This is a genomic window from Nocardia sp. NPDC051570 (assembly GCF_044454005.1).
GTDB lineage: Bacteria > Actinomycetota > Actinomycetes > Mycobacteriales > Mycobacteriaceae > Nocardia.
In genome coordinates this window covers 155591-177184 of the sequence record NZ_JBITDI010000007.1, presented here as the reverse complement: position 1 = coordinate 177184, position 21594 = coordinate 155591, and the positions used below count along the sequence as shown (strand labels likewise).

At 66.1% G+C, this 21594-nt stretch carries 17 protein-coding genes and 2 pseudogenes; 9 read left to right on the top strand and 10 right to left on the bottom strand.

Features of this window, described 5'->3' with window-relative positions:
• The first annotated feature begins 20 nt into the window (after positions 1–20).
• A complete protein-coding gene (locus ACIA76_RS19535; RefSeq protein ID WP_397153235.1) occupies positions 21–692 on the top strand; it encodes a hypothetical protein in 672 nt (223 codons plus the stop codon).
• 21 nt (positions 693–713) lie between these two features.
• Here ACIA76_RS19535 and eccCa read toward each other — a convergent pair whose 3' ends face one another.
• From eccCa to eccD, 3 genes are read right to left on the bottom strand one after another with little or no spacing between them, the layout of a single operon-like run.
• The gene (gene eccCa / locus ACIA76_RS19530) at positions 714–4742 is read right to left on the bottom strand and encodes a type VII secretion protein EccCa (RefSeq protein ID WP_397153234.1); all 4029 of its coding nucleotides are present in this window, start codon (positions 4740–4742) and stop codon (positions 714–716) included.
• Between the two features lie 39 nt (positions 4743–4781).
• Entirely contained in the window at positions 4782–6158 is a 1377-nt protein-coding gene (mycP, locus tag ACIA76_RS19525; protein ID WP_397153233.1) for a type VII secretion-associated serine protease mycosin, read from the bottom strand.
• A gap of 12 nt (positions 6159–6170) precedes the next feature.
• Positions 6171–7628 carry a type VII secretion integral membrane protein EccD gene (gene eccD, locus ACIA76_RS19520; RefSeq protein WP_397153232.1) on the bottom strand — a complete coding sequence of 486 codons (1458 nt, stop codon included), beginning with the start codon at positions 7626–7628 and terminating at the stop codon, positions 6171–6173.
• A gap of 228 nt (positions 7629–7856) precedes the next feature.
• Between eccD and eccA the strand changes: the two genes are divergently transcribed.
• Positions 7857–9677: a type VII secretion AAA-ATPase EccA gene (eccA, locus tag ACIA76_RS19515; RefSeq protein ID WP_397153231.1), complete on the top strand. Its 1821-nt coding sequence runs from the start codon at positions 7857–7859 to the stop codon at positions 9675–9677.
• Between the two features lie 16 nt (positions 9678–9693).
• Here eccA and ACIA76_RS19510 read toward each other — a convergent pair whose 3' ends face one another.
• Positions 9694–9858 (bottom strand): hypothetical protein, encoded by a 165-nt coding sequence (locus tag ACIA76_RS19510; protein WP_397153230.1) that lies wholly within the window; start codon positions 9856–9858, stop codon positions 9694–9696.
• A gap of 131 nt (positions 9859–9989) precedes the next feature.
• Between ACIA76_RS19510 and ACIA76_RS19505 the strand changes: the two genes are divergently transcribed.
• A complete protein-coding gene (locus ACIA76_RS19505) occupies positions 9990–10739 on the top strand; it encodes an amino acid permease (protein ID WP_397153229.1) in 750 nt (249 codons plus the stop codon).
• A gap of 42 nt (positions 10740–10781) precedes the next feature.
• Here the strand turns inward: ACIA76_RS19505 and ACIA76_RS19500 are convergent, their stop codons facing one another.
• On the bottom strand, positions 10782–11438 hold the full coding sequence (locus ACIA76_RS19500; RefSeq protein WP_397153228.1) for a hypothetical protein: 657 nt from the start codon (positions 11436–11438) through the stop codon (positions 10782–10784).
• 314 nt (positions 11439–11752) lie between these two features.
• Between ACIA76_RS19500 and ACIA76_RS19495 the strand changes: the two are divergent.
• The 5 genes and pseudogenes from ACIA76_RS19495 to ACIA76_RS19475 form a co-directional block, all read left to right on the top strand.
• Positions 11753–12127, top strand: a pseudogene (locus tag ACIA76_RS19495) (hypothetical protein); the annotation flags it as partial.
• A gap of 419 nt (positions 12128–12546) precedes the next feature.
• Positions 12547–13149, top strand: coding sequence for a hypothetical protein (locus tag ACIA76_RS19490; RefSeq protein WP_397153227.1), 603 nt, complete (start codon positions 12547–12549; stop codon positions 13147–13149).
• Between the two features lie 256 nt (positions 13150–13405).
• Positions 13406–13690 (top strand): hypothetical protein, encoded by a 285-nt coding sequence (locus ACIA76_RS19485; RefSeq protein WP_397153226.1) that lies wholly within the window; start codon positions 13406–13408, stop codon positions 13688–13690.
• 550 nt (positions 13691–14240) lie between these two features.
• Positions 14241–14951: a cupin domain-containing protein gene (locus tag ACIA76_RS19480; RefSeq protein ID WP_397153225.1), complete on the top strand. Its 711-nt coding sequence runs from the start codon at positions 14241–14243 to the stop codon at positions 14949–14951.
• 377 nt (positions 14952–15328) lie between these two features.
• Entirely contained in the window at positions 15329–16222 is an 894-nt protein-coding gene (locus ACIA76_RS19475; protein WP_397153224.1) for an SDR family oxidoreductase, read from the top strand.
• A gap of 367 nt (positions 16223–16589) precedes the next feature.
• Here the strand turns inward: ACIA76_RS19475 and ACIA76_RS19470 are convergent, their stop codons facing one another.
• Genes ACIA76_RS19470 through ACIA76_RS19460 form a run of 3 tightly spaced genes read right to left on the bottom strand, consistent with a single transcriptional unit; the run spans position 16590 to position 19602 of the window.
• Entirely contained in the window at positions 16590–17366 is a 777-nt protein-coding gene (locus tag ACIA76_RS19470; RefSeq protein ID WP_397153223.1) for a hypothetical protein, read from the bottom strand.
• The gene (locus ACIA76_RS19465; RefSeq protein WP_397153222.1) at positions 17363–17962 is read right to left on the bottom strand and encodes a hypothetical protein; all 600 of its coding nucleotides are present in this window, start codon (positions 17960–17962) and stop codon (positions 17363–17365) included. The genes ACIA76_RS19470 and ACIA76_RS19465 overlap by 4 nt, the downstream gene beginning before the upstream one ends.
• A gap of 17 nt (positions 17963–17979) precedes the next feature.
• A complete protein-coding gene (locus ACIA76_RS19460) occupies positions 17980–19602 on the bottom strand; it encodes a hypothetical protein (RefSeq protein WP_397153221.1) in 1623 nt (540 codons plus the stop codon).
• 292 nt (positions 19603–19894) lie between these two features.
• Here ACIA76_RS19460 and ACIA76_RS19455 point away from each other — a divergent pair.
• Positions 19895–20065: pseudogene (locus ACIA76_RS19455) on the top strand (IS701 family transposase); the annotation flags it as partial.
• Between the two features lie 291 nt (positions 20066–20356).
• Here ACIA76_RS19455 and ACIA76_RS19450 read toward each other — a convergent pair.
• Positions 20357–20491, bottom strand: coding sequence for a rubredoxin (locus ACIA76_RS19450; RefSeq protein ID WP_397153220.1), 135 nt, complete (start codon positions 20489–20491; stop codon positions 20357–20359).
• A gap of 363 nt (positions 20492–20854) precedes the next feature.
• Positions 20855–21508, bottom strand: a complete 654-nt coding sequence (locus ACIA76_RS19445) for a nitroreductase family protein (protein WP_397153219.1) — start codon at positions 21506–21508, stop codon at positions 20855–20857.
• Between the last annotated feature and the right edge of the window lie 86 nt (positions 21509–21594).

Here is a 21594-nt window from a genome sequence, read left to right as displayed (position 1 = left end):
GATCCCGAGGGGAACCGACCGTGAATTCCGAACCCGCACTGCAGAATTCGCCCGCCGATGACGCGTGGTACGACACGCTGATCACGGACTTCTGCGCGTCGGCGAGCGCGGCCGCCGACCTCACCGAGGCCGGTCTCGTGGCACGGGCCGCCGACGATCTGATCGATCGGATCAGCTACATCGCCACCGTGGCGGAGTTTCACGCCGTCTTCGTGCGGGCGGTGACCACCGCGGCCCTGCCACCGGCGGCGGCATCGGCCGCGCAACCCCATTCCGAGACAACGATTCTCGCGTTCCTGCGCCAGCTGCTCGCGGAGCTGGAGCGCCGCCGTCCGTGGCCGCGACCCGCCCTGATGCCCGCCGATCCCGAGGATTGGCCGTCCAGCGGCTCCGGCCTGCCGATCGCCTGGCTGCGGCTACCCCTGCCGCTGGTGGAGCGGGCGGTGAAGGCGTCGTTCGATACGACCTCCGAGACGGGCATGCCGCTGCTGGTATTGCGGCTGCGCAGCGGCCGACTGGTTGCCCTGATCGGTGATCAGGGCATCGAGCCGAGCCGCTTCCTCGTACTGCTCCCCGATATCGAGGGGCAGCCCGATCCCGCGGAGGTGATCGACTTCCTGGCCCGGTATACCGGTCTCCCGCTCGAGACCGAGGGGATCAGGCGCTCCATGACCACGCTGGCCGACCTGTAATCGGCCAGCCCGCAGCACCATTCACAGCGGCGGCAACTGGCAGATCTGGATGAGCTCGCGCCCGTGTGTGCGTGACACCAGCATCCCGCGCCCGGGCGGATACTTGGCCGGGCGCACATCACCGAGCAGCACGCCCTCGTCCTTGGGAGTGCTCATCAGGATGGCGTCCACGGACATATCCTTCAGCGGACCGAGGACCGGATCGTACAGCGCGCGGGCCGCACCGCCGGAGCGGCGGGCGATGATCACGTGCAGGCCGACGTCGCGGGCCTGCGGGAGCAGATCTATCAGCGGCAGCAGCGGATTGTTGGACGCCACCATGTCGTAGTCGTCGACGATCACATACACCTCCGGCCCGGTCCACCAACTGCGTTCGCGCAGTTGGGCGGGAGTGATATCGGGGCCGGGGATGCGCTGGGACACGAATCCGGCGACCTCCTTCAGGGTGGGCACCGAGGTCTGCGCGGAGGTCGAGTATCCGGCCAGATGTGGACCCTCGACCGCGCCGAGCATCGTGCGGCGATAGTCGACGAGGATGAGGCGCGCGTCGTTGGGATGGGAGTTCTCCACGATGCCCTGCGCGATAGTGCGCAGCAGTGTGGTCTTGCCGCAGCCGACATCGGCGAAGGCCAGCAGATGGGCCTGCTCCTCGAAATCGAGCACCATCGGCTGCAGCTCCGATTCGCTCAGCCCGATCAGGACCCGTCGGCTGTCCAACCGGATGTCCTGGGCGCGAACCGTTTCCAGCACCTGGTCGCGGGGCAGCTGCAGCGGCAGCATGCGGACCTCGGGTGCGCGCCGATCGCCGTAGAGCAGCGCCAGCTCCTCCTTCGCCGCCGCGACGCCCTCGGACAGTGTGTTCGGGTCGACCGCGGTATCCAGGCGGGGCAGGGCGATGAGCATATGCAGCTTGTCCGAGGTCATGCCGCGGCCGGGCCGATTGATCGGAACACCCACTGCCGCACGGCGATCCATCTCCGAATCCGATGGGTCGCCCAGGCGCAGCTCGATCCGGGTGCCGACCTGATCCTTGACCGCGGGCCGGATCTCGGCCCAGCGGTTCGCGCCGAGCATGAGGTGAATGCCGTAGGACAGGCCGCGCGCGGCGAGCGCATGCACCTGACCCTCGATCAGGTCGAACTCCTCCCGGAACGCGGCCCAGCCGTCGATGACGAGGAAGACGTCGCCGAACAGATCCGCCGACAGCGGATGTCCGGCGCGCTGATCGGCGGGCAGCACTGCGAGATCGGCCTTCAGCCTGCGGAAGTCGCGCATATTCTCGATGCCCAGTTCGAGGAATCTGGCCTCCCGCTGGCGCAGTAGCGTGCTGAGTTCCGCCACCGTGCGGCGCACCCGGTCGCCCTCCAGTCGCCCGGCGGCCGAACCCACATGCGGCAGTCCGGTGAGCGCCGCCAGGGTGCCGCCGCCGAAGTCCAGGCAGTAGAACTGCACCTGCTCGGGGGTGTGGGTGGCGGCGGCGGCCATGATGACGGTGCGCAGGGTCGTGGACTTGCCCGACTGCGGGCCGCCGACGACCGCCACATTGCCCTGGCCACCCGCCAGATCGATGGTGAGAACGTCGCGCTTCTGTTCGTAGGGCTTGTCGATGATGCCGATCGGCAACCAGAGATTGCCCGTCCCGTCCGCGGCCGAACGCCAATCCTCCTCGGGCAGAAGCATATCCACCGAGGGCGAGATATCCAGCGGCGGCAGCCACACCTCGTGCGCGGGTCGGCCGTGCCCGGTCAGCCGTTCGACCACCACCTGCAGCAGCGACCGCTCCGGTCCGGCGGGCGGTGTCTCGGCGAGCAGTTCGCTCAGATCCGGCAGTGCCACCTCGATCGCCTTCGGCGTCTCGCGCACGGCGACGGCCGCGGCGCGGAACATATCCACCGTGCCCGCCGCGGCCGTGACCGGACCGCCGGCCACCGCCCGGGCGACCGGCGGCACATAGGTGCCCGAGACGTAGGTGGTGTTGAAGCGCAACGGATCCGAGGCATCGCTCTTGAGATATCCGGCGCCGGGATGGCCGGGCAGATGGTAGGCGTCGGTGATGCCCAGCACCTGCCGGGATTCACCGGCGGAGAAGGTGCGCAGGCCGATCCGGTAGGACAGATGGGAGTCCAGGCCCCGCAGCCGATTCTCCTCCAGCCGCTGTGAGGCCAGCAGCAGATGGACCCGCAGCGAGCGGCCCAGCCGGCCGATCATCACGAACAGCTCCGCGAAATCCGGCTTCTGCGAGAGCAATTCGGAGAACTCGTCGACGATGATGAACAGCGCGGGCAGCGGATCGAGCTGCGCGCCGTTGGCGCGGGCCTTCTCGTATTCGGTGACATTGGCGAAATTCCCTGCGGCGCGGAGCAATTCCTGACGTCGGGTCAGCTCTCCGGCGAGCGCGTCGCGCATGCGGTCCACCATCGAGAGCTCCTCCTCGAGGTTGGTGATGACCGCGGCCACATGTGGCAGCGGGTCCAGCCCGAGAAAGGTCGCGCCTCCCTTGAAGTCGACGAGCACCAGATTCAGCAGATCCGGGGAGTGCGTGGCCACCATCGACAGCACCAGCGTGCGCAGGAACTCCGATTTACCCGAACCCGTTGCGCCGATGCACAATCCGTGTGGCCCCATACCGTTCTCGGCGGATTCCTTGATATCGATCTCGACCGGGGTGCCGTCGGGGGTGATGCCGATCGGCACCCGCAGTCGTTCCCGGACCGATCGGGGTCGCCACACCGCGTCCGGATCGATGGTCGCCGCATCCGGAATCCGCAGCAGGGCCATCAATCCCGGATCCCCGCTGACCTCCTCGCCGAGATCGACGATCTGCGCGGTCGTGGCGATCCGATAGCGGGACATGCCGCGTGCGAAGGTCGCCGCGGCGTCCAGGTTCACCCGGTCCGGTCCGGCGAAGTTCTCCACCGCACCGCCGGTGCGCGCGCCGATCACGCTCTCCTCGACCACCAGCTGCAGGCCGCGGCGGACCGCGAGACCGGTCTGCGGAGCCGTCAGATCCAGCACGGTCACCGAATCCAGCCCGGCATCGCTGATGATGCGCTCCGAGCCGCTGACATAGCCGTCGTCGATCACCACCACCACATGCAACCGACCGGCCGTCGGGGGCGCGTTGCGCAGGAACCGGCCGCGTTCGAGCAGTTCCTCCGACAGTGCGGTCTCCAGCTCCGACAGCGACTCGTAGAGCATGCGGGCGGTGCCGATGCCGTCGGTATCGCGCGGATGTTGCAGGTGCGGAAGCCATTTGGTCCACGCCCACGCCCGGTCGTCCGGATCGGCGGTGACGATCGCGAACACCATGTTGTCGGGACTGTGAAAGGTGAGCAGTTCCATCATCATCGCCCGCGCCAGCGCCCGGCCGTGTTCGCGGGGACCCTCGATGTTGACCGCGGGAAACGCGCGCAGCGAGATCGCGGTCGGCAGGCCGTGCACCACCGAATGCGTGCGCACGAACCGCCGCAGCGCCACTGTCGCCACCGGTTCGAGATCCTCGAGCGGACCGGTCTCGGGCCGGGCCAGTTTGGTGGCGATGCGGTGGCTGCCGACGCCGATCCGGACGTGTCCGAAATCCGGATCGTTGGGGCGGCGTTCCCACATCCGGCGGGTGCCGATCAGGGCGTGCAGATCGATCGGATGCGGATGGCTCCACATCAGCGCCTCGCGTTGTGCCGCACCGGTAGTGCGCACATCGCGGCGCAGCTGCTCCAGATAGCGGAAGTAGTCCTTACGCTCCTCGTTGAGTTCGGCGGCCTTCTTCCCGCCGCCCCCGCTGCGGCCCGCGAACATGCCGACCATCGACATCAGCATCATCATCGGGAACATCAGGGTGAAGGGATTGGTCAGCATGGCCTTGCCGCTCATGGTGACCATCAACCCGACCATGCCGAGCATCGCGACCACCATGACCAGCGGCATCAGCCGCTGCCACAGCGGGGCGGGCACCGGCGAGGTGATCTCCGGCGGGGCGTTGAGGATCACCTCGCCGCCGGGCGACCGGGGCGGGGCGATCCTGGCCAGCCGGATGAATCCCTGCGTACTCATGGCTGTTCCTCGGGTGGTGTGCGGGTAGGACCGGATGGATTACTCGTCGCCCGGCAGGACGAGCGGCATGCGCTGTCTGCGCCGCAGCGGAATCGACAGGGCCATAACGAGTCCGAGCATTGTCAGGCAGATCAGGGCGCCGCCCGCGCCGATGCGGCGCGGCCAGGGATTCTCCGGAATCGGCGGCGCCGGGGCCGAAATCGCCTTACCGGCCGCGGGGTCGCGCCCCGACGGCGGCGCCACGACGGCGGACAGCGCGGCGACCGGATCGATCATGCCCGCGCCGAGCCGGGCGTCATGGCCGTTACCGGGTGCGTGCGCGGTGCGCACGATGCGGTCGATCACCTGTGCCGCGGACAGTTCGGGGTAGCGGGCGCGGACCAGTGCGGCCAGGCCCGCGACGAAGGCGCTGGAGAAGCTGGTCCCGTTCACCGGGGCCACCTGTCCGTTGGCCTGCGGGGTGCCGTCGACCAGGCCGGTGCCGTCGGGCGTGCTGTCCAGTGACATCAGATTGCTACCGGGCGCGGCGACTCCGACCCACGGGCCGTAGAGCGTGAACGCCGACGGCGATCCGTCGGCCTCGACCGAGGCGACCGACAGCACATACGGTGAGAACCACGCCGGTGTCGCAACGGTATTCACCGCATCCCAGCCCGCGGTGCCGTTCTGGTCCTTGCACGCCCCCTGCGATTGCAGATTTCCGGCCGCGGCGACCACCACGACATTGTGGTCGGAGGCGTACTTCAGGGCCGCGCCCAGCGCGCCGTCCACCGGCCCCGCGCCCGCCGGTCGGCACGACACCTCGGAGATGTTGATGACCGACGCGTGCAGATCCACCGCATGCACCACCGCGTGGGCGAGGGTGGCGACGGTGCCGTAGCCACCGGCCGACATCCCGTCGGGCCGATCCGAGCCGTAACTGTTCTTCGGCTGATAGGCGAGGCTGGTCTGGCGGATCGACAGGATGGTCGCCTGCGGCGCCACACCGGAGAAGCCGTCGCTGCCGTCGGGTGCGGGATGGGCGGCGATGAGACCGGCCACCAGCGTGCCGTGCCCGTCGCAATCGGTGGTGCCGTCGGAATCGGAGACGTAATCGCCGCCCGGATCGACGGTCAGGCGCGGATGCCGATTGACCCCGGTATCGATCACCGCGACGAGTTGCCCCGCGCCCCTGCTGAATTCCCACGCCCGCCCCAGTCCGAGCGCCTGCTGCACGGCGGGCACGCCGACCGGCGGGGGCCCGGTCCAGACCGGATGCGAGCACACCAGCCGCTGCTGCGACGGTTCCGGCGGGGCGACCGGCGCGTTGGCGATCAGCGCTCCCGGATCCACCTCGGGCGGGGCGACGGCGTGGGCGGCGCCCGTCGGCGTCAGTGTCAATGCGGCCGTCAGCGCGGCGGCGGCGAATCTGATCATGCCGATCCGGGCTCACCCATGGCGGGCGAGGGCGTAGATGTCGAGGATCCAGAACGTCAGCGGGCCGATCGCGCAGATCATGAGGTATTCCAACACCTCTCCGGCCCGCTGCGTCACCGGCGACACCTCGAGATTCGGTCCCGCCACACCGATCAGCATGGCCAGCACCGCGATCACCAGCAGCGCCCCCGCCGCCGGCAACGGCGCGTCGTGCAGGCGCACACCCAGCAGGACGGCCGGTGCGATCAGGGCCGCGCAGCCGCCCAGCACCAGCGCCGCCGCCTGGGTCAGATCGGAGAAGGCCCGCCCGCGCCGGGCCAGCACTATGCCCACCGCCGTGGCCAGAGCCGTTGCCTGCCAACGATGTTCGGTCGCCTGGGCGACCGTCATGATCGTCGCGCACACGGTGACCACGACGATGCCGACGATCATGCCGGACTGATAGTCGTTGGCCAGCCGGGCCCGCAGACCCAATCCGGCCGCCGAGGGGATCGAGGTCGCGCCGATCGCGCCGATGCCCTCGATGGTGGGGCGCGGCTCGTGGTCGCGCGGATCGATCACGCCGCCGGCGGTCGGCACCGGTGGCACCGGTAGCCGGGCGGCCGCGACCGCGATGCGCGGGGCCATCGTAATGCCCAGCAGCGCAACGATGATGATCGCCGCCGCCGCCTTCGTCGGGGCGACCCGCCACACCGTCACGGCGCCGGAGGCGGCCGTGCCCAGCAGTGCGATGGTGATGACGGTGGTGAACATCGTCGGGCGCGTGCCGACCACGCGCAGCGCGATGACGGCCAGCAGCATGGTGGCGGCGCAGCCCAGCAACAGCTGGGCCGGACCCGGGGGCCCGGGCACCAATGCCGCTGCGCCACTGCCCATCAGGAGCAGCCCGCACAGCGCCAGCACCGTGGCAGGGGCCGTCGCCGCGTAGATCCGGGCGACGAGCGTGGCGGCCACCAGGGTCAACAGTCCCGCGCCGAGTCCGGCGGCGCCGGCCAGGATTCCCCAGCCCCGCGCCGCGGCCACCAGCAGCAGCACACACGCGCCGACAGTGGCGGCGATGGCGCCCGCCGGTCCCGCCCGGCCCGCCGAATCGGAAGTCCAACTGCGGAACGAGCTTTCGGTCAGCCGGGCCACCGCATCGATGACATCGTCGAACAGCGCCGGCGATTCGCCCGAATCCACCGCGCGCAACACCAGCAGTTCACCGTCGAAGACGTCGGCCTCGGTCAGCGTGCGCACCGGATCGATGGCGGGGTGACCCAGTCGCGACAGCGTCCAGTGCTGTGCCGTGAGCGGACCGCTCTCCTCGTGCTCGGACAGATCGGGATTGCGAGACGCGATGAGCGCCACCACATCCGGGATGAAGTTGGCGATCGGGACGGCGGTGGGCAGCACGACGTCGACCTGGGTATTCCCGCCGATCACCGAGACTCGGCACAGTTGCGGCTCGATCGATGCCGACTCCTTCACTCTGAGAGCTCCCGAATTCCGTAGTTCCGATGTTCGCCGAACGTATCAAGGTGTCTGACCTGCGGCATCGCCCGTGAACGGAGTTTCCCTCGCCGTAACCACCTGGCGTGCAACGACATGCGGTTATCCGCGAGACGCCGATATCGGCACGTTAACCGGCGATGAATGCCCGGTGCTCGCGATCCGGTCCGGCCTGCCGCCGGATCGACGTTCGGCTACGTTGCGGGCATGGCAGCCACTCGACAAGCGCAGCAGGTCTTCGACGCGGGCGTGCTGTCGCTGGGCCTGATGGTCGACGGTCAGCAGGCCGCGAAGAATCTCGATTATGCGAAGGTCGCCTTCCGCCGGGCCACCGAGCTCGATCCGGATATGTGTGACGCCTGGCTGGGCCGCGTCGCCGCCGGTGATATGAGCCGAGATGTGTTGCGCCAGTTGTACCGGACCTCGGGCATCTCGCTGCTGCGCGAGCAGCGTCGCCTCGGGCTGCCGCCGCGTCAGCTGGCCGGGCGGTTCCAGATCGGCCGCTATATCGACTATCCGATCGCCAGTCTCACCGAGATCTGGATCGCGCAGGCGATGCAGTTCGTCGAGGACGAACAGTACGACGAGGCCGAGCAGCTGCTCGACGATTTGGACCAGCGCCGCAAGCAGATTCCCGACGATCCGGACCGCGAGATCGACGATAAGATCTGTGCCTACGCGCGGGGCGTGCTGTACTTCACCACCCAGCTGTGGCCCGATGTGATGGCGGTGCTGGCGGGCTCGGCGGAATGGCAGGACCGGTACACCGCCGCCGGCGCTCACGTCATGGTCGGCACGGCCTGCGCACACCTCGGACTGTTCGGCGAGGCGACCCGGCGGCTGGAACTGGCCGAGCGCGGCCCGATTCCGGCCGCCCGCACCGCCGCGATGTACTGCCGCGGCCTGGCCCTGCGCGAACAGGGCAACGAGGACGAGGCTCGGGCGTTGTTCGAGACGGTCTACACCCAGGTCCCCGATTTCGCGGCCAATTCGCAGGCGCTGCGCGATCCCAAGTTCCGCATCGTGGTCACCAGCAAGGAGCAGATCGAATCCCGCGTCGACCGTTGGGATCCCGCGTCCGCGCCGTCGATGGAGGATGCGGCCGAGGAGGAGCAGCAGCACCGGGCCGAGGAGATCCTCGACGCCGCGCGCAAGGAACTCGAGGCGCAGATCGGTTTGAACGCGGTCAAGGTTCAGGTCGCCAAGCTGCAATCGACGGCCACCATGGCGAAGATCCGCGCGGAGAAGGGTCTCAACAGCATGCCGCGCGGGCAGCATCTGGCCTTCACCGGCCCACCCGGCACCGGCAAGACCACCATCGCCCGCGTGGTGGCCAAGATCTATTGCGGCTTGGGCCTGCTGAAGACCGATAAGGTGGTGGAGACCAAGCGCTCCGATTTCGTCGGCCAGCATCTGGGTTCCACCGCGATCAAATCCAATGCGCTGATCGACTCGGCCATGGACGGTGTGCTGTTCGTCGACGAGGCCTACACCCTGATCCAGGCCGGACTGTCCGGCGGCGACGCCTTCGGCCGCGAGGCGGTCGACACTCTGCTGGCGCGGATGGAGAACGACCGCGACCGGCTGGTGGTCATCATCGCCGGCTACGACGGCGAGATCGACCGATTCCTGGCCAGCAACGACGGCCTGGCCTCCCGCTTCGCCAAGCGGGTGAAGTTCGATTCCTATACCCCCGACGAACTCTGCGAGATCGGCCGATTCATCGCCCACCGGCGCGACTCCGCGGTCTCCGATGAGGCGATCGACCTGCTGCGCGACGCCTGCGTGGGGCTGTACGAGGCCGAGCGCATCGACCAGAGCGGCCTGCCGCGCCGCGGCGTCGATATCGCCGGTAACGGCCGTTTCATCCGCAACATCATCGAAAGCGCCGAGGAAGAGCGGGAATACCGGCTCGCCATGGACGACAGCCTGGACCTGCGCGCCCTCGATGAGGACACACTGATGCGGATCGAGGCCGACGATATGCGTAAGGCCTTGACGGCCGTGCTCGCGACCACCGCGTCGTGAGCACGGCCCGCGCTGTCTAGGACCCCAGCGCCATAGAGCCCGCCCCCGAGCCCATGAGCAGCGCGAGGGGGACAAACCCGAGGTCGAGGATCGATCCGATCACGGGAAGCACGGTCGACGCGACCACGGCGCTCCCCAGATTGACAATGTCGAACAAACTCGACAGTACGGTTCCGGACATGCCGATCTCCTTCTGTTCGTGACATCGTTGTCGAACGTACGGAGCTCAGACAGACACTACCTCGACCCGGACAAACCGCACGTCCGTTTCGACATGTTCAGACTTTCCGAAGCTCGGCGGCGCCGAAGGACATGTGGAACCGCTCACACCAGATGCTGACGCTGGTGTCCACGTTCGGAGCTGACCATAGGTTTCAAGCCGAAGAGACACTAGAACCGGTCATATCTGGCAAGGCTGCCATCTTCCTGGTGTTGACGATCGTGCCGTGGGACAAGGTGAACTCCGTGGAGAGTCCCTATGTCACCGCCCTGGCGGAGATAGGGATTCCGTTCGCGAGTACGGTGATGACATTCGTCATTCTGATCGCCGTGCTGTCGGTGCTCAATTCGATGCTGTACGCCTCCTCGCGCGTCCTGCACGGGCTGTGCAGGCACGGCGATGCGCCACGGGGTTTGACCAGGCTGAACAAAAGGCAGGCTCCGGCCCGCGCGATCCTGCTCAGCACGATCATGGGCTACCTGTGCGTGATCGCGCAGGCATTCTGGCCGGAGGCGGTATTCTCGTTCCTGATCAATTCGACCGGGGCGATCCTGATGTTCATGTATCTCACGATCGCCATCAGTCAGCTCCGATTACGCGCGGTAACCGAGCGGGCGGAGCCGGAGCGCCTGACGTTCAAGATGTGGGGCTATCCATATCTCACATATCTGACCGTCGGCGCCCTGCTCCTCATCCTCGTTTCGATGCTGTTCCTGAATTCCACTCGCCCGCAACTGCTGATGAGCCTGGCCAGCCTCGCGGTCATTCTGATCGCGTGCGGGCTGCGCACTACCCGGCGGCCGCGGAGTGAGCAGCCGCCTCGGCAGCGAGTGCGGTCGTAACCAGTTTGTCGGCGTGGATTGTGCGGGTGCCGATCCGACCGTTCAGCCGAGCAGGCAGAGGGGGATCAACAGCGCCCATGCCGCTGGTATGGCCAGGAGCAGTGGCACGGCGACGAAGTTGAAGAAGGGGATGAATACGAAGGGGATCAGGAAAGGTGCCGCGAGGGGCAGGAAGAATGCGGCTGCCGCCGTCGACCCGCAGAGAGGCCCGAGGAAGACTTCTTTGGTCGCGGCGTCGTGTTGCTCGCTGGGGCTGTAGGTCTTGTCGATCGGCGCCTCGTCGTTGTCCCATATCGTGGCGTCGATGGACTGATCGGGCATGGTGACCGTACGCACTTCGATACGCCGGGAGATAGCGCCGTTGGTGTCGTAGAGCACCCCGAGAGAATCACCGGCCGCGTTCACGAACGGCAGGGCCACCATGGTCCGCTCGTCCGGGAGCCGGAATGCGACGACTTTGTCCCAGGCGGGTGCCTCGGCCGCGTGCAGCGGCACCGCCCCGGTCTCGACATCATGAATCAGCCTGTCTCGCAACGGCGGTGTCTCGGCAGCGTCCAATGGGTGCAGCTGAGACAGCGCATCCCGCGCCTCACCGACCTGGGTGGCCGGATCTCCGGAACCGGGTATCGGATTGGGCGACGCCGCGACCACCGCGGGATTCCCCGCCATCGCGACCGCCGCGACGGTCAAACAACCCATCAGCACAGCATTGGAACGCCGGTGAACACGCATATCGCCACACTCCTCGTCAGACGCAGATCAGGACCGACGCAGTGTAACTAGCCGACCGGTCGTTTATATAGCGTCGGGTTGCCTACCTCACAACCGTCACCCCGTTGACCGTGCCGGATCAATCCGTCTCCAGCGTGGTCGATCACGGCAAAGTCATCTTCGGACGCGAAGCCGATTCTTCGAAAGGTGTGGCGGATCTGTGGCGGGAAGCGGCGACACAGCGGAGCGTGTCGGCGGCGGCACCCATCCGTCGGGCGCAAGATGGCGGTATGGCAAGTGATGTGCATCCGGTGAAGTGGCTGGACGAGCCCGAAGAACACGATTACCCTGCCGCGGCAGACTATCTGGCGTTGCTCGCCGACGCCGATACCGTCGAGGCCCTGGTGGCGCTGCTGCGTCGTGCGCCGCGGGTCGACAAGAAGGCCAAGGACATTCTGCGCGCCGCGCGGCTGGACCTGTTGCCCCCGGACAGCCCGCACGTGCGCAGTGACTTGGCGAAAATCCTCACGGGCAAGGCGCTTTCACCGATCCTGCTGATCCAGGGCGACCTCGCCTCCGGTGCCCCGATGCAGATCGCCGATGGATACCACCGGGTATGCGCGTGTTACCACGCCGATGAGAACATTCCGATTCCGACCAAACTCGCGCCGATGCGGGGCGGCAGACCCGCGCCGAACGCTGTCGAACCGAAGCCGAGTCCAAGCGGAAAGTCCAAATCGAAGAAGTGAACCTGACCGGCCAGACTCGCCGCGATGATCCAACTGCAGGTTGGACATGGTTGCCCTGAACGGCGGCTGCATCCAGTGCCCGAAATTCACGTCACAACCACGGGAGTAAGTGACGTAGGCAATATATACGACCGATCGGTCAGGCTGCCATGCTGTGAGACACGAACAATAACGTGTCTCGTGCCGATGTTCCCCGTGAGTGCATCCAGCAAGGAGTGGCGAGAATGCGTATTCACCGCCGTTTGGGCGTTCTGCTCACAGGCTGTCTGGTCACGACCGCGCTGACCGTAGCCGAGTTACCGCCCTTGGCCGGAGCCTCGCCGGGTCCCGATCCCCTGGATCCCCGCATGATCACCGCGATCCGTGACACCCTCACCCAGCTGCAGCCGCTGACTCCACAGGAGACCGCCCCACTACAGGAAAAGCTGGTCCGCGATGTGCGGACGGGAGCCATACCACTGCGTTCGGGTGACGCGCCCGCCTTGGACAAGGCCGGAGCATTTCGGCTTCCGGATGGGCAGATTCTGGTGGCGGCTCCGCCGGCCAATGGCAGCGTGGACGGCGATTCCGTCGCCGTGCTCTACGACACCGACGGTGCCATATCCCGGCATATCGAGACACAGACGGTGACCCGTCTCGACAAGTCCGTGGACCTGACGATGTGGATGAACGACGAGGCGCCGGTCCAGGGGTCGATTACCGCCGACGAGATACACAACACGGCCGCCGGCCTACAACGGCACGACGCCTTTCTTTTCGACCTTTTCGATCCCGTGTGCGCCCTCTATCTCGTTCCCGCCCTCGTGGTGTTCGGAGTGGGGCTCCTGCCGGCGTCCATCGCGCTACTTCTGACACCCATCTTCCCGCCGTTCGTGCTGGTCGTCGGCGCCTATCTGATTGCAGTGCTTCTCTTGGGCGGGGGCGCCGTGACCATATGCGGGCTCTTCTGAGTGAGCGTCCGAGGAGTTCGTGCCCGACCCGCGAAGGAACATCGGGGTATCGGCGCGCGGTCGGACGCCGAAATGTGCTGCCGTCCAACGCATCAGGTAAGTAGCCGAGTTGAGCGTGTGCAGTTGGTCCAAGGATGAGACGACAACTCACCTCGATGCCGAGGTCGGCGGGGGACACGACCCGGCGGGTTCCACCGTTCGCGATGAGTCGGCGATACGCCTGAAATAAACCGGCTGACATGCGTGCGATCTGCTCGTGGCCGGTTTCGACGGCCCAGCGCTGCGCATGCTTGCCGCCGTGTCGATCCACCAGGCCGACCAGGAAGTCGCCGACCTGCTGGAGCCTGCCTTGCGCGAGGTCGGGCTCCCCTGCTTTGCCCAGGGAACCGTTGCCGCACAGCAGGCCGGGCTCACGGCCATGGCCGCGCGGGTTCTGCGTGGTTCGCTCACGCCCAGGGAGCTGACCGCCTGGGCGCACAAAACGTTCGGCCACGGCCCGCTCGAGCTCGCTCAGCACCGCCCCTCGGCGAGCAATGCCTGAAGCAGTCGACCGTCACCCCTCGCAGACCCGGCCACCTCGGCCTGCCCGACCGCCTACTCCAACGCGGCACCCATATCCCAGGCCTGGCACCGGAACGTCCTGCGGGCCAGAACCTTCGAATCGTGATCACACACGACGACCATCTGTTTGCGGTCGGCCGGATCGATCCCGACAGTCGCATTCGCGGCGAGCCTCGGGCTGGGCGCGGGCGCTCTCGGCGCTCGCCGCCGGGATCATCGCCATCGGCATGCTGTTCATGATGGGCTGTGGTGCACCGCGACCTTTGTGTTCTCCCCGACTCGCCACGCCAGCCCGCACGAGATCCAAGCGGTCCAGCGAGCGCAACAGTGGTACGACGAATATCTGGAGATCCCGAATGGACGGCAGCCCAGTCGGTTTCGGCGATTATGGTCGGATTCTACTGGCGCACAGGCTGTTCGCGCGTATATGAGAGATGTCACCTGGCCGCGTGCAGGCGGCAAGGTTAGCTTGAATCTTAGAGACGCTAACTAAGTACATCCGGTTCTTGTCCGTCAGGAGCGATGACCACATGTCAGACGACTTGAATGTGAAGCAGGACAACAACAACGGCACGATGGGGCGCAGGGCGCTGATCGGCGGCGGTGTCGTCGCGGTGGGGGCGGCCGCGCTCGGCGGTGGCCTGATCGGGGCGGCGGCGGCGAGTCCCGCCACCGCGACGGGCGCAATCGGGAACGACGGGGCGCTCGACAGCAACCTCGACAACGCGTCGCATCTGTTCAAGCTGAAGGCGGCCGCACGGATGAGCTTCGACGGCGGATACCTCCAGGGTGCGAACGAAGACAACTTCCCTGTGCTGCAAGGGCAGAAGGGGTCGGTGTACTTCGTTCATCTCGACGTCGGCGGCATTCGTGAGCCGCACTGGCATCCCTCGGCATGGGAGCTGAACTTCATCATCTCCGGCACGGCGAAGTGGACCATTCTGGGCACCCATCCGGACGGGACCTATCACAACGATGTCTTCGAAGCCGAACAGGGCGATCTCGTCTTCGCCCCGCAGGGATACTTCCACTACTTCGAAAATGCCAGTGCCGACAAGCCTTTGGACGTACTTGTCACCTTCAACACCAGTGCCGGGGAACCCAACGACGACATCGGCATCGTCGCCACCCTCAATGCCCTCCCCCGGGAAGTCCTTGCCGCTTCCTTCGGCATCCCCGTCTCCGCCTTCGCCAATGTCCCGACCGACATCAAGCCCGTGGTGATCACCCGCCACCGATAGCCTGGCACCGCACGCAACCCCTGGTGAACGCCTGTTCGCCAGGGGTTCTCGGCGTCCGGAGCGACCCGTGGCGATCTCCCACGAGGCCGTACCAGTACACGCGCCAAGAGATGCCCAGGCCCACATCTGGATTGACCACGTCCACGGCGAACATCAGGCCAAACGCACTGATTGCCGCGTTCCGGTCGTTCCAGCGAGCCGTATCCGTTGGCCGCCAGCCGGTCTCGCGAACGTCCGGTAGCCGATTTCCGGATTTTGCGGTCGAATGTAGGTGATGGCAGCGACTGACTTGAAGGTGTACGTTGATGTCTGTGACTGACGTCAGTCACGGGTATCAATCGCTCCGCCGATGGCGGTGCGTCGAAGGAGATAACGTCATGCGCGTTTTCGTCACTGGAGCCTCCGGATGGATCGGCTCGGCCGTGGTCGGCGAACTGCTCGCCGCGGGCCACGAGGTCACCGGGCTGGCCAGGTCCGACGCGTCCGCCGCGGTCCTGGAGGCGAGGGGTGCCCATGTTCGCCGCGGCGACCTGGACGACCTGGAGGGCATCCGCGCCGGCGCCAAGGACGCCGAGGCCGTCATCCATCTCGCGAACAAGCACGACTGGTCCGACCTGGCCGCTTCGAACGCGGCCGAACGAGCCGCCGTCCAGACCATCGGCGACACACTTGTGGGCACTGACCGTCCGTTCCTGCTCGCCTCGGGTATCGCCGGCGTCACTCAGGGCCGGCCCGTTGTCGAGGTCGACGCGTCCCCGTTCCACGGCCCGGACTCGCCGCGTGGCGGAAGCGAGAACCTCGCGCTCGAATTCGCTGACCGCGGCGTGCGCACCGTGAGCCTGCGCTTCGCGCCGACCGTGCACGGCACCGGCGACCACGGGTTCATCGCGGTCATCGCCGCGGTCGCCCGCCAGAAGGGCGTCTCCGGCTACCCCGCTGACGGCACCAACCGTTGGGCCGCCGTGCACCGGGCCGACGCCGCCCGGATGGTCACCCTCGGCCTGGAAAAGGCACCCGCAGGCGCCCGCCTGCACGCCGTCGCCGAAGACGGCGTGACGACCCGCGAGATCGCGCAGGCGATCGGCCGCGCGTTCGACCTGCCCGTCACGTCGATCCCCTCCGACGACGTCCGGGATCATTTCGGGTGGATCAGCGCCTTCTTCGCCATGGACCTCGCGGCGAGCAGCACCGCGACACGGGAGTTCCTCGGCTGGACACCCACCGGACCGACCCTCATCGAGGACCTCGACGCAGGCGCGTACTCGGCATAGGCGACGAGTCGCAGACAACACGCCCGCCCGAACCGAATAGGGCATCGCTCTATGCCGCGGTGCGGGCGTTGTGCGCGGCGAGATCGACTGCGGCGCAGAACGTCCGGTTCTGCCGAATGCAGTGCGCCAACGCTGGCTGTAGTAGCGAACACCCTCGACTGCCGGACACCGCGCAGCCGATCCGGGTGGAGCGTTGTCGCACAATGCTGTTGACCACTCGGTGCGGACACTGGTGTAGCGGGCGCGGCTGCACCGTCATCCGCTGCGGCGAGACGCTCTGCGGGGGGTTGCCGATTCGTTCTGGTCATTGCTGATACAGGGGAGTGTCCGATTAATCGGACACTCCCGCCCGGAACAATGTCGGCGTTCATGCGTCGGGGTGATCGGTGCCGATTTTCTCGACTTCGAGGAGTGGACTTGCGGCGAGTTCGTCGATGAGTTGCTCGGAGCCGCTGATGTAGGTTTCGTAGTCGTCGATCTCGGTATAGACGAACCATGTGTGGTCGGCTGGCCACAGCAGGTTCGGTGATCGCATGATCAGTGTTCGAGGGGTGACATGGCCTCCGATGTGCGCGGCGTCGCGGATGGGTCCCCGCAGCAGGACGTACCGGCGGTCCGCCGGAAGCTCGAAGCTGGCCTGGTCGCGTATTTCTTGCGGGATGTCTTGGGGATTGAGCGCTCGGACCGGTCCGGAGCGACGTTTGCTCGGGTTGTACCACTGCCATCCTTCCCATGTGCCGAGGTAGCAGTGTTCGGGGGTGGTGGTGTGGCGGGCAAGGATGTCGAGCAGCGCGTTGAGGTGGGGTTGTTCCAGGCTGCCTTGTTCCGGCTGGTCCCAAACGTCGGATTCGGCGAGCTCGATGATCACGTCCATTCGGTCGGGGTGAGCCGGGCCGAACGCCCGTGTTACCGACGCCCAGGGCACGGGATCGCCGGTACGGATCTCGGTGACCGGATGCAGGATCCGCGCATAGGCCGGGAAGTCTTTGGCGACTCGTTCCCAGTCCATGAGCGAGGTGTGCAGCCAGGCTGCTGGTGCGGTGTCGGTAACGGGTGTCAGGCGGATCTCGGGCATCGGTTTGGGGTGATCCGTTCTTGGTAGGGATTTCGGCGCTGCGGCGGATGAACAGGTTGTCGGCATCACCTGTTGAATGTCCAGACGGCGTCGACTGACTCGTCGTGGACTCGTCCCGATTCGTCTCGGGCCTGTGTCCAGGTGGCGACGACGATGTTGTACCCCTCGTTTCTGGCGGGCAGATACAGTCCGATCGTGGGTCCGGTCTTCCAGTAGAAGCAGGAACCGTCGGGCTTGATCTGTGTTTCCTTCGTGGCGAAGGTGCACGTTTCGAACGAATCGTGATCGTCGTCGAGCTTCTCCGCAGTGTCGGGGGCCGGATATTTGGACCATCGCATCAGCACCGGGATGGCCGAGTTCTCGATCCTGAACCGGGCCGGAGCCGCGGCCAGGCGAGGCCAAGCCACCGGCGACGGCAGCAGTGACTCGACGAGGTCGTTGCCGACCAGCCACGACGATGCCGCGACGGGCAGGCTCACCTGGTCGTCGGTCAGATTAGGTGGGCCGCCCGAGACGACGAAGTCCGGCACGGTGTATTTACCGAAGCCGGGGCTGCGGGCAATGTCACCGGGTTCCCCCGGGTCGATTGTGTTGCTGTCCGGGTCTTTCGTCGTGCCCGGATCGGGCCCGCCCTGGGAGGCGCAGCCCGATCCGGCAAACAACACGAGAAGCGCAGCGACTATTACCCGGTGGGCTTGTCGATGCACGTGATTTCCTTACCCTGTGGGTTCGTCGAGATATTCGGGCCGTACAACCGATACTTTTCGTTCGGGTAGGCGAATTCACCCACTGCGAAAGTCATGTAACGGAATCGGGTCCCGACCTCGCATTTGATCGCAGAGGTCATCTTCAGCTTCGCGCCGTCATTGCTCGACTTTTCGGCCTGGTAGCCGCTCTGAGTGATCTGCTTGCCCTTACTGGGAAGCTGCTTTTGCGGGAGGGGGACGCCGAACCAGCGGAGGCGGGATGTTTTCGCCTTGATCCGATGATCGGTTGTCTTCACCACCGGATCGCATTTGGAGACGACCTGTGTGTGGATCTCCGCCGGATACAAGAGTTTACCGCCATTCTTGGATTTCGATTCGTGAGGGTATCCGAGCGTGAATCCGCAGGGGATCGGCAGATACGGTTCGTCTTCGTCGTCAGGCGAATTCTGTCGCAGTTGTGTGCCGACCAATTTCGAAATATGGGGATTGTCGGCATCCGGCGTGGCGGGATCACTCGTGGGGGCCGGCTGCACAGTCGTGGTAGGTGCGGGCTGCTTGGGAACCGTCGGCTCGGGTGCGGCGGGAGACGGGGTTGCCGGTCGTGTCGTCGCGCCGGGTGCGGGCGTGGTCGTCGAGGGCGCCGGCGCGAGACTGGGCGCCGGCGAGGGCGGACCGGTCTCATCCGGTGCGTCCGGGTTCGTTCGCAGGGTCGGGTCGTTGCGCTTGTATTCGATGACCTGCGGGCGTTCGTTGTGGTTTTCGTCGGCCGGGTTGTCCTGGTCGCCGGACTTCCAGTCGATGGTGCCGCCTTGGAAGTTCTGCGCCTTGCCGCCTTCGAAGTCGAACTCGTCGCTGGTCGGAAACCCGAAACGGCCGTTTTCCCAGTTCCGGCTTGCCCAATTGTTTTTGATGGCGCCCCACACTACGTGCGCGCCCGTCTGGGGTGACCAGTAGATGGAGCCACCCTCGAAGCGATGACCGACGCCGCCGTCCTTGACCTTGAATTCATCGGAGGTAGGGAAGCCCAGCGGCCCGTTCTCCCAATCGTAGGCAGCCCATTTGTCACGAATGGCTCCCCACACGTTGTGTGCACCCGTGGCGCCGGACCAATAGATGGAGCCGCCTTCGAAGTGGTTGAACCGTCCAGGCTTGCGCGTGGGCAGCTCTCTTGTCGTCGGATACTTGAGGGCGCCGTTCTCCCAGCCGAGGTCGCGCCATTTGTCGCGGATCAAGCCACCGATCTGATTGGCGCGACCGTTGGATACATTCGGGTGCCAGTAGATCGAGCTTCCCCGCTCGAACCCCTGCCACCGGCCACCGCGTGCCGCGGCGGACTCCGCGTTTACCGGATTGCCGAAAAGGCCGAACCCGCCTGCTTGGTCGTACTCGACCTCGATTGCTCCGTAGACATCATACGGACCGATCCGCCGAGCAGACGCGTCGGCGGGATTCACCAAACCCGCCGATAACGCCGCGACAGTCATCGCCGCTATCACACCCAGCCATTGACGACGCTGTTCTCGTTTCTTCACTACCGGTCCACAATCGGGAACCCCGACCTGATCTTCACCGGGGGGATAAGTGTGTCGTTCAGTCATGTCACTTCCTGCGCCAGTGGCGACCGGTCGTGCGGTCACCGGAACGGATAGTGAAACAAGACAATTTCAGAACAATCGAACGGTCGCTTGGATAGTGGAGACATCTAATAACACGTGAAGCACCGCTAACCTCGGCCTGGTACCCCAGCTGCACTTCGTGATATGTGTTGTCGCCGATTTCGGTGATGGCCGAACGGGTTTCGCGGTAGCCTACGTGGCTTGTGTCGATCGATGAGGATCTCTCGGTGTGGTCGGCCGGGTTGGATGATCTGTTCGCGCGAGTGGCGAGGCGTCGAAGCCACGACGGCGGGCGCGGGCGTATGTGCGGGGCCTGTTGGCGCCGTTGGCAGGGAAGAACGGGTGGACGCTGGCGGAGGCGGCCGGTGAGAGCACGCCGGACGGGATGCAGCGGCTGTTGCACGCGGCGGCGTGGGGCGCCGACGGGGTGGGTGACGACGTGCGCTCCGTACCCGGCCGGCTGTCGGCCGGTCGGTCGCGGCGGCGGCCCTGGGCGCGGGCAGGTAACGGCATCGGATCAGCACCACCCGGATCTGCGGCGCTCGCAAGAGCATTCGGGCTGATCGAGCGGGGCGTGTAGATGACCGCATCGCACTCGACGCATCGATCTGATCGATGTCCCGTTGTCGGGACTACCGGGATGCGCTCTGTGGGCCATGACTTCTGGCTCCACTCTGCCGCTTCCCCTGCTGTCCGAACCGGCCAGCGCGGAACAGCAACGGGGGAGGTTCGTTTGCTATTGCGGTTCGAAGGAGCCCTTGTCCGCTCCGCAGGTGGGACAGACCCAGTCGTCAGCTGTGTTGGCGAACTCGGTTCCGTCGTTTTCCCCAGGTACGTAGGTGTATCCGCATACTTGGCAGATCCAGATCATCGGGGTCTCCGAGCTCGAGTTGGGTTGCGGCACTCCCGAATTAGCGTAGATGCACCGGATGGCCCGGTGCTGAGTTCCTCGACAAATCGACTATCGGACCGACTCCCATTCGTCACGTCGGCCGTCTTCAGCGGGCAGAGGGCATGTCAGTCTCGGCAAACGCGCTGAGATGCCGCAGTTCGAGCGTTCGGCGGACGAGATCGGTTGCGGCTCAGGGCATCCCATAATGCCGAATATCGGGTGTTCAGTCGACCGCTATGATGCCCCTGGTGACGACATGATTGCCTGCAGCGGTGAGGATCTCAACAACCTCGAGCCTGCCCCGGTCGGGTGGATCCGGCCTTCGACAGCACTCGCTGCGGCCTACCAGCCATTCCAGTGGGTGAGCTGGTCGGCCGGCAGGCGTTTCGCCTGCCGGAAGTCGGTGCCCTTCGTGTAGCCGATCGGGAACAGCCCGCCCTGGCTGTACCGGTCGAACGGGATACCGAGAAGGTCGGCGGCCTGCTTTTCGCCGTCACCGACGAGATGCAGTGTCGTCCACGCCGAACCCAGTCCACGCGAGCGCAACGCCAGAATGAAACTCCATACCGCGGGCAACAGCGAACCCCAGAAACCCGCACTCGACACACCCGGAGTGTTGTCCACACGACCCGCGAGGCACGGGATCAGCATGACCGGCACCTCGTGGAGATGATCGTTGAGGTACCTGGCCGAGTCGGACACCCGGGACCTGCGCAGATCACGCTCGTCGCCGAACGCGGATTTCGGCGCGTCGAGGTATGGGGTCGCATTGGTCCGGTAGATGTCGGCCAGCGCCCTCTTCCGGTCGGCGTCCTCGACGAACACCCACTGCCAACCCTGTGAATTCGAACCCGTCGGCGCCTGCAGTGCCAATTCGAGGCACTCCAGCAGCACCTCACGCGGCACGGGACGCTCGAGGTCCAGCCGCTTACGCACCGAACGCGTGGTAGACAGGACCTCGTCGGCGGACAGGTTCAGGGCATTCCCAACTGTCATTCCATATCCTCTCTCGTGGCTGCTGCCATCGGGCAAGCTCCCAGGATCCGGCGTACGGCAAGCTATCCGCTCAACAGTGAACTACT